Source organism: Pseudoalteromonas haloplanktis ATCC 14393, from assembly GCF_000238355.1.
Lineage (GTDB): Bacteria > Pseudomonadota > Gammaproteobacteria > Enterobacterales > Alteromonadaceae > Pseudoalteromonas > Pseudoalteromonas haloplanktis.
In genome coordinates this window covers 215,076-229,358 of record NZ_AHCA01000005.1, presented here as the reverse complement: position 1 = coordinate 229,358, position 14,283 = coordinate 215,076, and the positions used below count along the sequence as shown (strand labels likewise).

Genomic DNA, 14,283 nt, shown 5'->3' with positions numbered 1-14,283 from the left:
CAACAACATTAAAGTAACAGTTTAAACATAACAAACTCTAAAGTTATCGTAAGTTATTGAAGAAATTAAAAATCACTACCGAACAACAGATACGAAATAAAAAATTCCATAAAGTAAAATTACAATCAAGAAATGAATACGAAGGACATTAATAGTAAGAATTACAAAAACGAAGAATTAGATAATGAAAACCTGATCGCGAAGATAAATAGTGTGTTACTTAAAGCAATAATAAATAAAAAACCGAACGTTACGTTAGTAAGGTTCGGTTTTTTCTGTAAGTAACAGAGAATAGTTTAACTATGCAGCTGGGTACTCGCGATAAGCACGCTCAATATTTTTGGCTTGCTTTTTAGACATACCTAAATGTGCAAGCGCAACACGTAAGCGAGCGCGTGATAGGTCAGATCCTAGAATTTCCATAGCATCAAGTACAGATGTAGAAGACGTTTTGCCAGTAATAGCGACAAAAATCGGCTCTAAAAAGTCTTTTATCTTCAACTCATGGAAGGTTGCAACGGCTTTAGCAATAGCAAATATTTCTGGTTTCTCCCAGCTACGTAAACCTTCAAGCTGCCAGATAAAGAATTGTAATGCCTGACGAATAACATCTTCATCCGCCTTACCCGCAGTTAATAGTGCAGGATCGTAAGTTGGAATACCACCAACAAAGTGTCCTGCTAAATCAACCATATCTGATAGTGTGTTTATACGCGTTTTTGCTTCAGGTAACACTTTAGCAAGCATTTCACCGTTAAACTTCCAATCAACAAAGCGCTGGATTAACTCTGCATCAGTTAAGTTTTCACGGATCCACATGCCGTTTAACCAGCTTAGTTTATCTACGTCAAAGACCGGGCCACCCAGTGATACACGTTTCATATCAAAGTGTTCAATCATTTCAGCAAGGGTGAATTTTTCACGTTCATCAGGCATTGACCATCCCATGCGACCAAGGTAGTTAAGTACCGCTTCTGGTAGGTACCCCATTTCTTTATAGTAATTAATTGACGTTGGATTTTTACGCTTTGATAGCTTAGATTTATCAGGGTTACGTAACAATGGTAAGTGACCAAGTACTGGAGCTTGCCAACCAAAGTCTTCATAAAGCTTTAATAACTTAGGTGCTGAGTTGATCCACTCTTCACCACGGAAAATATGGCTAATTTCCATGTGGTGATCATCAACTACGTTAGCTAAAAAGTAAGTCGGGAAACCATCGGCTTTAAGAAGCACTTGCATGTCAACGTTTTCCCACGGGATCTCAATTTCACCACGTAAGTAATCGTTAAACTTAAATGTGCCTTCAGCTGGAATATTCATACGAATAACATAAGGCTTGCCAGCGGCTAAGTTTGCTTTAACTTCGTCATCGCTCAGTTTTAAACCGCGGCCATCGTACTTAGGGCGCAGACCTTGTGCCATTTGCTCTTCACGCATTTGATCCAGCTCTTCACTGGTCGCGAAACAGTAAAATGCTTTACCATCGTCAACAAGTTGGTGGGCATATTTTTTATATAAGTCGCTGCGTTCTGACTGACGGTAAGGGCCAAACTCACCACCTACATCTGGACCATGATCCCATTCAAGTCCTAACCAGCGTAAGCTATCCATGATCGCTTGCTCTGATTCTGAAGTGCTACGCACTTGGTCAGTATCTTCAATACGAAGTACAAATTCACCACCTTGTTGCTTAGCAAAGCAATAGTTGAACAGGGCAATGTAAGCGGTGCCAAGATGCGGGTCACCAGTGGGTGACGGAGCAACACGAGTACGGATTGTCATGGGTATATTCTCTTTAAAAAAGGACTATAAAAGTTGCCCAAATGCTAGCACAGCATGGGCTATTTTCGAAATGGTTGCGCGCTTTATACCGCGACTTTATCTAAGTAAGCAATAATATCGTTTGATTCGTATAACCAAGTAACTTGGTTATCTTTTTCAATACGTAAGCATGGGACTTTTATTTTGCCACCTTGCTCTAACAATTCTTGGCGGTACTGCGGGTTATTTTTAGCGTCGCGAGTTTCAACTTTTAAGCCTTCACGTTTAATTGCACGGCGAACTTTTACGCAAAAAGGGCACGCTTTGAATTGATACAATTTAAATTGAGCTGTGAGTAGATCTAGCTGTTGTTGCTCATCCACAGGACGTTTTTTACTGCGAGGGGTAAACACAAAATCAAAAAAAAGTATTAAAGAACCTAATAACCAACGAACTAATTTCATTAACTGAGCCCTGTTTACAACGATTTAAGGGCGTGGATTTTAGCACAGTTAAAGCAACTGCAAAAGATTCAAAAAAGCTCAATATCATCATCATTAGCGATATCATCAACGAGACCAAGATCACTATAAGCAGTCACTAGATTACGACCATTATTTTTCGATTCATACAATGCTAAATCGGCTTTATGTACTAAAGATGCAACCATATCAACATAGCTGAGTTCTAAAAATCCCGCACTAACAGTTAAGTTGCCTACTTGTGGAAAAGGGTATTCAGCGATATTCGCACGTAAACAATTTAACTTCTGTCGAGCCGCTACTTTATCGTAACTTTGAAACAATACGGCAAACTCTTCACCACCATAGCGAAATACATAGTCCTTAAAGCGGAAGTTATCTTTTAATAATCGTGATACCAACAAAATAACTTCGTCACCAATAACGTGACCAAAATTATCATTCACCCGTTTAAAATGATCAATATCGATAATCGCTAAATACCAACTTTGATTTTCAGTGGAGATCTCACCTTTGCCAGAAAAGTCCTCTTCGGAAAGTATTTCAATCACTTTTTTATCAAATGTTTGTCGATTAAGTAACTCTGTTAATGGGTCTAGTCGTGATTTATGGATCAAGGCGAGCTGATTAGCATAAACATTTAAAATATGTCGTGCTAACATCCCCACGTCTTCAGGTAATTCATCCTTTGATTCAACTATTAACAAGCCAATGACGGTGCCTAAATAATACATAGGGACATAGGTAGTCACACCAGCGAAAGCACAGCTTACACGTATTTTATTTTTGCTTACTTTCTCTAGTAGATGCATCAGTTCAACAGATGAAAGCGGTGCTATTTGGCTATCGGCATTCAATAACGTGGGAGAAATTTGTGGATCAAAATGTTTATTAATATAGAGCGCAAAAACGTTGATCTCAGGCAGACCCGAAACAGCTGTGATAAGCGCGGTATCTAAAGACTGTTCTTCCACTTGTTGCGTTAAGAATACGATCCATTCATGTCCGCAAGGGGTTGTTATCATCTAAGCCAACCTAAACAAATACATATCACTAGTTTAGGTTAGCTTTGCAATTTTACTAAATTATTAGTTTAGAACAACACCAAATCATCGCGATGGATCACCTCACTACCGCAATCAAAGGCTAATAGCTTAGCAATTTCACTTGAGTGACAACCCTTTATAAGGTTGGTTTCAGCTTTACTAAAACGCACTAAACCACGGGCAACTAATTGCTGCTCACAAGTCACAAGTTCAATAAGGTCACCGCGCTCAAACTGACCATGTACTGCGCACACCCCTTTTGCTAATAAACTGGCACCTTGTTGTTGTAAAGCATTCACCGCGCCATCATCAATTACCACCTGGCCACTACTTTTAGGTCCTGCTAATAACCACTTTTTACGACCATCTCTGGGGGCTGTTAATTTTACAAAGCGCGTACCAGGCAACTGTTCGCTCATACAATTAAGAATAACATTTTCCCCGGCTCCTTTAGCAATGATCACTTCAACCCCTGCACGGCGAGCGATATCTGCTGCTTGTAGTTTTGTTGCCATGCCTCCTGTGCCTAGATTAGTACCACTGCCACCAGCAAGTTGGCGTAACTCATCATCTATATGATTTACTTCATCAATAAGTTGAGCATTAATGTTTGTGCGTGGATCGCTGGTGAATAAACCTTCTTGATCGGTTAATAGCAACAGTTTGTCGGCATTGGCTAATATGGCCACCAGCGCAGAAAGGTTATCGTTATCACCGACTTTAATTTCCGCCGTGGCAACCGCGTCATTTTCATTAATAATCGGCACCACGTCATAATTTAATAACGCAGTTAATGTATCACGGGCATTTAGGTAGCGTTCTCTGTCGTCCACGTCAGCACGGGTCAGCAACATTTGCCCTACATTAACACCATATAAAGCGAATAAACTTTGCCATGTATGAATAAGTTGGCCTTGGCCAATAGCTGCCAGCATCTGCTTATCAATTAATGAACGACCACAGGGCTTTAATAGTTGTTCGCGACCCGCTGCCACCGCACCGCTTGATACCAATACGACTTGATGACCTAACTTTTTTAACTCACAACATTGGCGAACTAACTCTACCATGTGTGCTTTGTCGAGTTTATCGGTGCCGCCGGTGAGTACACTCGTTCCCAGCTTAACCACTATTACCTGTGCCCTTTGCATGCTTTTTACTACGGTTCAAAAATGAAGGATTTATTTATACCATTTATCGATTTTTGAACAAGTAAAAAATATTCATGCTAGGATTGCCTTTTACTACAATCATACGACGTTTATGCCAGCTAGCCTTTGTTTGATCATTGCCACCTTTTTATGGGGGAGTTCTTTTATCGCGTTAAAATATGCTATTGCGATTTATGACCCTGCTTTAGTAATTTTTTTACGCATGCTCACCACCTTGATGTTAGCACTGTGTTTATGGCGCTATGTGATCCGATTTGACTACCATAAAGGTGACTGGAAATACCTTGTTGGCATGTCACTAGCAGAACCCTGCTTATATTTCTTGTTTGAAGGTCACGCAATGGAATACACCTCTGCCTCGCAGGCAGGTGTTATTGTTTCTTGTTTGCCAATTATTGTGGCGCTTTTAGCTTATTTCATGCTTAAAGAGTACATCAGCAAAGCCATTGTGATAGGGTTTACCTTCTGTATTGGCGGCAGTATTTTACTTACTTTATTATCGCCGACTTCCGAGCAAGCCCCCAATCCATTACTCGGTAATTTTTTAGAACTAATGGCCATGGTATGTGCTGCATTTTACACCGTATCAGTAAAGCATTTAGCCGCCCGTTATTCACCGCTAACACTTATTGCATTACAAGGCTTTAGTGGCAGCCTATTCTTTGCGCCTTTTTTGCTGTTTATTGATTTACCCAGCGAAAATCAACACGATTTAACCGCCTTATTAAGCATTCTATATTTAGGCTCGTGTGTCACACTCGGTGGCTACGGCATGTATAACTATGCGATTAGCAAAGTGTCGGTATTAACCGCTGCTGCCTTTTCAAATTTAATTCCTATTTTTACACTTATTTTGTCGGCAATTATTTTGGGAGAAGTCCTCACCTTAGGGCAATGGTTAAGTATTTTCGTGGTGTTTATTGGCGTGATGATAAGCCAACGCCATCAAGAGTTAGTTATTGATGTCAGTGACGAGGCTATATCGGATGAAACTTCATCAACAGATACCTTACTAGCTGAAACTAACAAGCGTAATTCAGTACCTGATGCCAGTGAGTTAAAAGGATAACAGGTCAGTAAGTACAAACCAGTTTGTGCTAAAAAGTCAAATTGGGATTGGTGAATCACATCAATCCCACGTACTCGGTATTGTTCAATCACACCATTTTGAGTTTGCAAACTAAATTGCTCGCCTACCTTCACGTTTTGTAAAAATGCAAAATGTGTATCATTATGCCCTGCGATCAATACACCACGCTCTGAGCCCAGTTCACCACTTGGTAAAAAGTGACTTGGCGCAAACGCTAAGTTACGCCCGCTGGCTCCCGCTAATAGTGTTAATGTTTGTTGTTGGCTTGGCCAATTAAGCTGCCCAGTTACATAGCTATCAGCATAAAACCATGGTTTTACCTGCTGCTTTGGCGTTGTTAGTGCTTTTTGCCAAGCCTGCTCTATAAGGCGTTGTGCCAACCATGCTTTGCCTTGCATATAACTTCCATGGCCAAACAAGCCCACGCCTGCAATTAATAAAACGATGCCAAACACTGTTTTCATTTTTTAAACCTAAGCACAGCAACCCCTGATAGCAGCAACAATCCCAACACAATAGATAGCCTGCTTTGTCCATCAGTTTGCGGTAATCGCATCGTTAATCCCTGTGGTAACTGATTTGCAACCTGTACATTATGCTCAGCAACTGTACTCAACGGTGTTTGCTCAATTGCAATAAAAGCAGTAAAAGGACTGAGTAATTGATGCTCAAGCGCCAAGCTCTCAACCTGTGCTTTTACTTGCTGTTGTTGATTATAAAGCAATAAAGATTTAATTTTTTGGCGTGCCCAAAGTCGTGCAACACCCTGCGCTGATTGCCCTTGTTGGGTGCTTAATTTTATTGCCAGTGGTCCTTGCGCCGTTTGCCCGGTTAATGTAATCGCAGCTTGGCTGTCAAGCTTAACGGCCACCATAACGGGCTCTGAAAAATACAAGTCAGGCAAAGGCGATGGCCAATATTCAAGTTGCTGATCAATGCCATCATTTATCAACGCAAGCTGTGTAATTGCCGGGTGTGCTAACTTATCAAACAGCTGCTGCATTTTGGGCTGTACTTGAGCTGTACTACCGATATGAGTAAATGTGCCACGTCCAACATCTGCGGCGCGGCGCATAAAATAACTATTTGGTGCACTGCCTATCCCCACAGTAAACAAACGGCTATCACCAAGTTCCGCGCTTATATGTTTAAACAAGGCGTCTTCATTACTAACACTGCCATCAGTTAAAAACACCACTTGGCGTACATAGCCGGTATGCGCTTGACCATCGAGCACACTATCCAACGCACCTTTAATATCAGTGCCGCCATCGGCTTGTAAGTCGTAAACAAAACGCTCTGCGCGACGTAGATTAAAATCGTTTGCTGGCACTGGTTGAGTACTCATCGGCATTACTTGGTCATCAAAGCCAATAATATTAAAGCTGTCGTTACTATCGAGTAATGATAGCGCATAATATAGCGCACTTTTGGCTTGTTCCATTGACTGCCCATGCATAGAACCCGAAGTATCAACGACAAAAATAAGCTCTCTTGCTAAACGCTGGGTTTGGGTAAAATGATCATCTGGCGGCAATAACATTAGCAAACCATAGCGCTCACCATTGTCAAGCTGCTCTGTAAAAAATGCCGCTTGCGCTTGCTCTTTTTGCAGTGGTTTAAACTCTAGTAAAAAGTCACGATTCATCGCATTAGATTCATTCAAAGCAACTCGATATCGACCAAAAGCAGGGTTCTCGATTGCAACCTTATGGTATTTTGACTGAATATCGACCAGCTCTAAGCCAACATCAATATTAATTGTTAAACTAAACTCACTTTGCGGGGCATCACCATGACGCGAGGTTGAGTAAATCGGCGCAATCCATGCTGACGGTGTAAACGAGGGCTGCTCATTACTGCTTGGATGATCACTTTGCTCTTGTGCTTGCAAAACACCATTAATAGGATGGTAACGCGGGGTTATTGTGGTTGGAAAGCGCAATGCAAATGTACCACTGCGATAATCAATCACTTCTTGATATTGCAGCTGTATTTGCACTTCCTCACCGGGGCCAATATTTGCAACATTACTTACAAACATATTCGCTCGTTGTTGGCGAACCAATGCAGCCTGTTGACCTGCTTGCTTAGCCTCTTGATAACGAGATTCAGCCACTGCTTTTTTATCAATTTCACCTTTGATCACCCGTTCGCCAATACGCATCGTCATGGCATGGACCGCACTTTCATCGGCCAGTGGAAATACATAACGCGCATTAACAGCAAACGGATTTTCGTTGCGATAATGTTGAGTGACCACAACATGGTTTATCAATCCTGTAAGTGTCATAGTGGCATCACTTTTTAGGATAACGCCAGGTGCAGCCATTGCACCACTGCTGTCAAACATTGTTAGTTCTGGCGATGTGTTGGCATTACTCATCCCACTCACAAGCACAATAAAGGTAAAAAGGGTTCCCCGTAGCCATAAACGGCTACGGGTTAACACCTTGCTTGGTTTACTCAACATAAAAATCACTCCCTTGGCGGCTACTTGGCAAAATGGCAATTAATTACTCGCAGTTTGACTATACGGCTGAGTGCTTGGGCGAGTGGTTAAGGTCACACGGCGGTCAAACATGTTTTCTTCATAATTATCGCTATCAGCCACGGTCTGTTGCTCACCAAAAGCCGTTGCCGTCAAACGGGTATGTGCAATACCTTGCTTGATTAAGTAGCTTTGTACCGCTGCGACTCGTTGTTTTGAGAGAGCTAAATTAGCCAGTTCATCACCTCGCTGGTCAGCAAAGCCGTTTAAATCCAACTGCAAGTCAGGTTGGCTTTGTAGCAAATTCACCAACTGGTCGAGTTGACTGGCAAAGTGCGGCGCGATTTCACTTGAACCGGTTTTAAATTGAATCGTCATGGCCATTAGGTTATGCATTTGAGCCAGTGCCAGCCGTTCATTATTTTCTTCTAATAAGCCAAGCTGATCACTCAGTTGTGCGTTATGAGCAAGGACATCTTGATAATCTGCGGTTTTATCTTGCATCACCAATAAAGCACGTTGTTGCTCGGCAATTTTATCTTCAGCGACTTCTTGCTCGCCAATCAAGCCACCAGCAAATGCACCAACAAACGCACCAATTGGCCCGCCAACAATACCGCCTAAAATTGCGCCAGTACTGAGTCCGATAACGGTTTCTTTATGCGTTTCCTTTGCTTTAACTACAGCTGCGTCAGCGTGCGCTAAGTTTGGTGCTGCAAAAATAGTTGCGAGGGTGCAAGCGATAATAATTTTCTTCATGATGTAATCCTTTTTTGCTTAGTAACTTAATAGTTGGCAACTCATGGGTTGGTAGCTGCCCGATTTGGAATAACGCTATTAAAACAAGCTGAAGTGGCAATAAAGGGGAGCAAAAAGGGCAAACTGCTGAGCAATTGTGGCAAAAAAATGGCAATTGCCTTTTTAACCTTACTTAGGTTAAAAACTTCGTTATAGTGCACAGCATAGACGATAGGATAATGATTAAGATGAAAAAAATAGCCATCATTGAAGACGAACCCGCTATTCGTGAAAATTACATGGAAATGCTCAGCGCGCAAGGTTATCAAGTCAGTGGTTATAGTGACCGCCAAAGTGCAGAGCGAGCCTTTAATGATGCCTTGCCCGATTTAGCCATTGTTGATATTGGTTTAGGCCATGAAATTGATGGTGGTTTTTTACTGTGCCAAACCCTGCGTTCACTTTCTAAAACGCTACCAATTATTTTTTTAACGGCTCGCGATAGCGAAATAGATACTGTGTGCGGCCTGCGCATGGGCGCTGATGACTACCTTACTAAAGACATCAGTATGGCGCATTTAGCTGCCAGAATTGGTGCACTATTTAGACGCATGGAAGCGCTGGAGCAACCAGCCGATATCAATGCCTTACTCAATCGCGGCCCATTGACACTGGATACTCAGCGTATGCAAGTGTTTTGGCAGCAACAAATAGTGGATTTAACTGTCACAGAGTTTTGGATGGTGCACTCGCTAGCGCAGCGTCCAGGCCATGTAAAAAGCCGTAATGAATTAATGAGTGATGCCAAAATTTATGTCGACGACAGCACCATCACCTCACATGTAAAACGCATTCGTAAGAAGTTTATCGTCTTAGATGCGCAGTTTGATTGTATTGATACCGTGTATGGTATGGGCTACCGCTGGGAGCAGGTGTAATGCTGCGTTTTGGTTTGCGCAGTAAATTTATATTGCTGTCATGCTTTTTGTTTTTATTACCTTGGCTTGGTTATGAATATGTGTGGGAAATGGAAAAATTCCTCCGTCAAGGGCAAGAAAAAACGCTCGTTGGCACCACTCGCGCCCTTGCAACTGCATTACATGAACGCCCGGCTTTATTTGACTCACAAACCAATTTTTTAGATCAAGTCGTCAAAGGCCGTGATCTATATGCCTACAACCTCAGCAACCCTATTCAACTTGATGGTAAATTATCTGACTGGCAGCCATACCAAAGCTTGATCTGGCACTATGATGAGCGATATTTGCAAGGTGATAAAGCAGATCATCAACGTACTGATCTATCGTTTGATCACATGGTTGGCAAGTATGAGTCGTTTTTATATGCAGTATTTAAAGTAACCGATGACTCACTCGTTTACCGCGCTAAGAATAGTTTGAGCTTAACCCGAAACGATCATTTACAGATCATGTTAAAAACGCCCCAAGGGGAATTTAAACACTACATCGTTGCCGCTCGCCAAGATGGCTGGGTGAATGCTTTTGACGCCGAAACTAAACTACCTGTTACTAAAATTCAGGGTTACTTTGTTAGTACAGCCACAGGCTACAACATCGAACTGCGCTTTCCTCTCACTATGTTAGGCAATAAGCTAGGTTTTGCCATAGAAGACTGGGACATTGATAAAGTTGAGCCACAATTAATGTCAACGTCAAATATACTCAACCCTAATGATATTGGCTCAGTACTCGTGCCCTCCCCTGAAATAAACCGTATTTTAAAAGGCATGGGACACAGCGGTAGTCGAATTTGGGTGGTTGATAATCATCACCGCGTACTTGCGCAATCAGGTTCGATTCATCATGCCGATGGTGTTTGGGCTGATGGTTTGAATGAGCAGCCCGCAAAAACCTGGTGGCAGCGCTTTGAAAAAAACTATTTACACCCACTGTACTATAAAGTACTTACCCGCCCTGAAAATGAATTTTTAGATACCTTGCACGATGTAGCCGCCATGCAAGGCACACACATAGGTAAAGCACTGCATGGTACGCCAGCCTCTGCATGGCGACTCACTCCCGACAATAAAGCAGTTATTTTATCGGCCGCTTATCCAATTTGGATCCAAGATCAAGTAATTGGTGCAGTAATTGCCGAAGAAACAACCAACGGTGTTCGCACATTGCGTAATAAATCGTTGGAGAAATTATTTAATGTCATTTTAGCTGTTATGCTGATTGGCACGGTAACGTTATTCTTTTTTGCCTCAAGAATTTCAAGTCGTATTCGCCGACTGCGTGATACCGCAGAGCAAGCTATTGATGCCCAAGGGCGTGTAACGGGTACTATTAATTATTCTGACTCAAACGATGAAATAGGCGATTTATCTCGCAGCTTTGCAAATATTGTTAGTCGCTTAGGAGGTTATACTAACTATTTAGAAACCATGTCGTCGCGATTATCTCATGAACTAAGAACCCCAGTTGCGGTAGTACGAAGTTCGCTTGAGAATTTACAAATGCAACCGCAAAGTGAACTTAGCCAAAAGTACCTCGATCGAGCCAGTGAAGGGGTAGAACGTTTAGGTAAAATTATTACCACCATGAGTGAAGCAACTCGTCTTGAGCAAAGTATTCAAAACGCTGAAGCTGAACCATTTGATTTACGAAAAGTGATAACGGGCTGTATGCAAGGCTACCAACTTACCTACCCGCAACAGGCTTTTACTATCGATATCTGCGACTCTCCTTTAACTGTGATGGGGGCGCCTGAATTTGTCGCTCAGCTACTCGATAAACTCATTAATAATGCTTTAGAATTTAATCTTTACGATAGTGCAATTAGTATCAGCTTAACTAAAAGCGACAACGAGGCCGTTTTAACGGTTAAAAATAAAGGACCATTATTACCTGAAGGGCTGGCCGAACATATTTTTGACTCAATGGTTTCTGTGCGCAGCCAACAACTACAACAGCAACCTCATTTAGGCTTAGGCTTATACATTGTACGTTTAGTCTGTGAATACCATAAAGGCAGTGTCATTGCGGTCAATAATCAACAAGGTGACGGTGTTGAGTTTATTGTTAAGATGCCATTATTTAAATGTTGAGGGTTACATTTCTACACAATTTGACCAATAAACGTTCACCTATAATTCAGGCTCACAGGCATATTCTTATTATCAGCAAGTTTTAGACTGATTATTAGGAGGTTAAAATGCAAACTGTATTAAAGCGCGAAGAAATCGATTTTATATTCGACCTGTATCATCATGCTGAGTGTGATGAGGCCACCACTGAAGACTTAGAGCCTGAAACTGAAAAACTTGATACAGCGCAATCAGCCACTATTTATAAAACAAGTTATTTGACCTAAAAGCGCTTTGCTCATTACAATGGCGCACCTTGTAAAAGCACCGCCTAATAATGAAAACTCACTCAGCCAAAAAAGAACTTATTCTATTACCTATTCTCTTCATTGTGATCATACTCTGCGTTGCAGGGCATTTTTTATTACAAGCCAGCTTTGCTGACAGTAACCTGACAGAATACTTACTTGCTGCCCTCCCTTTTGCTATGTTTGGCTTAGTAATTATTGCATTTAAAATTGCCAGTAAAAGCGAAGATAAAGAGCGCGCGGAACACAGCGACCACGATTAGCCGCTTAGTCAGGTAACAGTGTTATAAAATATGATAACCAAACCAGTCAGGCTTGATAACTTGAGATTGGCCACTTGGGGTGAGCTTGATGTGCAGTTGGCTGTCGAGTAAATCAACAGCAAAGCAATCATCTACGTCGTATAAGTCATCTTTATGAATATGGCTTAGGCCAGCCAGTAAATCCTGTTTTGCTCTTTGTTTAGCCTCATCACTACTACTCGCTACATACAGTGCAAAATCATGTTGTTCCGCTAAACTGTCTGCTCGGTAAGCGCCTAAATTTACGAAGTATAACTGCTCAGCTTGTTCAACAGGCTCATCAACCACACTAACGGCAAAACCATCGATATAATTGACCGCCATGTAACTATCCATATGCACACTATTTTTATCGCCAACCCACTGCGCTTTTAACTTTGTGTACGTTTGCTCGATTGATTCCCCTACCACAAAACGAACATCATGCATTTCAATATGGCATCCCTGAACTCGCCCACCTAAATACACCATAAATAATTGCATGTTTTCTCCTAGCAAATGCTATCAACGTCTATGTTGTGTTTTTTTATTAGCTTATAAAAATCTGAACGGTTACGTTTAGCCAGTTTTGCCCCTTCGGCCACATTACCACCCGCCATTTTCAAGGTGTTAATAACATAATCACGCTCAAACTCTTTTTTAGCATCATTTAGCGAAAGCGGCTCAACATTACTGTCATTACTATTAAGCGCACTCTCCACCAGTTGTACCGATATTACCTCACCTGGAGTGAGTGCAACAACCTGCTCAACCACATTTTGTAATTGGCGAATGTTACCAGGCCAATCATGGCGCACCAATGCATGCATAGCCTCGCTGGCAAAGCGCTTCTCTTTTTGTCCCATTCGCTTGGCAATGGTGGCGCTAAAGTACTGTGCTAATAGACTGACATCTTCTCTACGCTCAGATAAAGGCGGTAATTTAAGATTCACCACATTTAAGCGATAGTATAAATCTTCACGGAATTGTTGATTTGCAATCGCATCCGGTAAATTTTTATGGGTTGCTGAAACAATTCGTACATCTATCGGGATCTCTTCTTGAAAGCCCACTGGACGAATAGTTTTCTCTTGCAGAACACGTAGTAACTTAACTTGTAAATTAAGCGGCATATCACCAATTTCATCTAAAAATAAAGTACCACCTTGGGCTTGTTGAAATAACCCTTGATGATCTTTAACGGCGCCTGTAAACGCCCCTTTTTTATGGCCGAATAATTCAGACTCGAGCAACTCCCCTGGCACCGCACCACAGTTAATGGCTACAAACGGGCCATCACTGACATGACTGTGTTGATGAATTGCATTTGCTAATAACTCTTTACCTGTACCACTGGCACCTGAAATTAATACATTTACGTGTGTAGGGCCTAGCAATTTAACTTGTTCAAGCAAATGCAGCATAGCGCCACTGCGGGTTACAATATTACTACTTGCTGTGTTTTCATCAGCGCTTAAGCCATGAATTTCAATCGCTTTAGCTAAGCTATCGAATAATTCATCTTTATCTACCGGTTTAGTAATAAACGCGAAAATCCCTTGCTTCGTGGCCTCAACCGCATCGGGAATTGACCCATGCGCTGTCATCATGATCACCGGCAGTGCTGGGTAACGCTGCTGCAACTGACGGTGTAATGCCATACCATCCATTTCATCCATACGTAGATCAGTTACTACCGCATCATACACATGGTTTTTTAATAACTGCAAAGCCGCTATACCACTTTCACAGGTCGTTACTTGATAGCCTTTAGATTCAATACGAATAGCCAGTAACTTTAATAAACTTGCATCATCATCAACCAGTAAAATTCGTGCGCCTTGATTTTGCTCTATCGACAT

At 41.8% G+C, this 14,283-nt stretch carries 13 protein-coding genes and 1 pseudogene; 5 read left to right on the top strand and 9 right to left on the bottom strand.

From position 1 onward, the window contains the following. Positions 1–300: 300 nt before the first annotated feature. The 4 genes from gltX to proB all read right to left on the bottom strand — a co-directional run bounded on the left by gltX (position 301) and on the right by proB (position 4,443). Positions 301–1,785, bottom strand: a complete 1,485-nt coding sequence (gltX, locus tag PHAL_RS0111620) for a glutamate--tRNA ligase (RefSeq protein WP_016708584.1) — start codon at positions 1,783–1,785, stop codon at positions 301–303. 83 nt (positions 1,786–1,868) lie between these two features. After that, positions 1,869–2,228: a glutaredoxin family protein gene (locus PHAL_RS0111615; protein ID WP_016708583.1), complete on the bottom strand. Its 360-nt coding sequence runs from the start codon at positions 2,226–2,228 to the stop codon at positions 1,869–1,871. A gap of 68 nt (positions 2,229–2,296) precedes the next feature. Beyond that, on the bottom strand, positions 2,297–3,271 hold the full coding sequence (locus PHAL_RS0111610) for a GGDEF domain-containing protein (protein ID WP_016708582.1): 975 nt from the start codon (positions 3,269–3,271) through the stop codon (positions 2,297–2,299). Between the two features lie 68 nt (positions 3,272–3,339). After that, positions 3,340–4,443, bottom strand: coding sequence for a glutamate 5-kinase (proB, locus tag PHAL_RS0111605; protein WP_016708581.1), 1,104 nt, complete (start codon positions 4,441–4,443; stop codon positions 3,340–3,342). Positions 4,444–4,555: 112 nt separating this feature from the next. On the opposite strand from proB, the gene PHAL_RS0111600 reads away from it, so the two are divergent. Beyond that, the gene (locus PHAL_RS0111600; protein WP_016708580.1) at positions 4,556–5,533 is read left to right on the top strand and encodes a DMT family transporter; all 978 of its coding nucleotides are present in this window, start codon (positions 4,556–4,558) and stop codon (positions 5,531–5,533) included. Here the strand turns inward: PHAL_RS0111600 and PHAL_RS23860 are convergent. The 3 genes and pseudogenes from PHAL_RS23860 to pdsO all read right to left on the bottom strand — a co-directional run. Further along, positions 5,533–5,952: pseudogene (locus PHAL_RS23860) on the bottom strand (class GN sortase); the annotation flags it as partial. The gene PHAL_RS0111600 and the pseudogene PHAL_RS23860 sit on opposite strands and share 1 nt — an antisense overlap. A gap of 62 nt (positions 5,953–6,014) precedes the next feature. Then, positions 6,015–8,027, bottom strand: coding sequence for a marine proteobacterial sortase target protein (locus tag PHAL_RS0111590; RefSeq protein WP_029216125.1), 2,013 nt, complete (start codon positions 8,025–8,027; stop codon positions 6,015–6,017). Between the two features lie 39 nt (positions 8,028–8,066). Further along, positions 8,067–8,804, bottom strand: coding sequence for a sortase-associated OmpA-like protein PdsO (pdsO, locus tag PHAL_RS0111585; protein WP_016708577.1), 738 nt, complete (start codon positions 8,802–8,804; stop codon positions 8,067–8,069). 227 nt (positions 8,805–9,031) lie between these two features. Here pdsO and pdsR point away from each other — a divergent pair, with 227 nt between their 5' ends. The 4 genes from pdsR (at position 9,032) to PHAL_RS0111565 (ending at position 12,403) form a co-directional block, all read left to right on the top strand. Next, a complete protein-coding gene (gene pdsR / locus PHAL_RS0111580; RefSeq protein ID WP_016708576.1) occupies positions 9,032–9,721 on the top strand; it encodes a proteobacterial dedicated sortase system response regulator in 690 nt (229 codons plus the stop codon). Further along, positions 9,721–11,853, top strand: a complete 2,133-nt coding sequence (gene pdsS / locus PHAL_RS0111575; RefSeq protein WP_016708575.1) for a proteobacterial dedicated sortase system histidine kinase — start codon at positions 9,721–9,723, stop codon at positions 11,851–11,853. Before pdsR ends, pdsS begins: the two co-directional genes overlap by 1 nt. Before the next feature lie 107 nt (positions 11,854–11,960). After that, on the top strand, positions 11,961–12,119 hold the full coding sequence (locus PHAL_RS24250; RefSeq protein WP_016708574.1) for a hypothetical protein: 159 nt from the start codon (positions 11,961–11,963) through the stop codon (positions 12,117–12,119). A gap of 50 nt (positions 12,120–12,169) precedes the next feature. Further along, positions 12,170–12,403: a hypothetical protein gene (locus tag PHAL_RS0111565; RefSeq protein ID WP_016708573.1), complete on the top strand. Its 234-nt coding sequence runs from the start codon at positions 12,170–12,172 to the stop codon at positions 12,401–12,403. A gap of 21 nt (positions 12,404–12,424) precedes the next feature. Here the strand turns inward: PHAL_RS0111565 and PHAL_RS0111560 are convergent, their stop codons facing one another. Together PHAL_RS0111560 and PHAL_RS0111555 are read right to left on the bottom strand one after the other, a co-directional pair. Further along, entirely contained in the window at positions 12,425–12,925 is a 501-nt protein-coding gene (locus tag PHAL_RS0111560) for a DUF1543 domain-containing protein (protein WP_016708572.1), read from the bottom strand. An 8-nt stretch (positions 12,926–12,933) separates the two neighbouring features. Further along, positions 12,934–14,283 (bottom strand): sigma 54-interacting transcriptional regulator, encoded by a 1,350-nt coding sequence (locus tag PHAL_RS0111555; RefSeq protein ID WP_016708571.1) that lies wholly within the window; start codon positions 14,281–14,283, stop codon positions 12,934–12,936.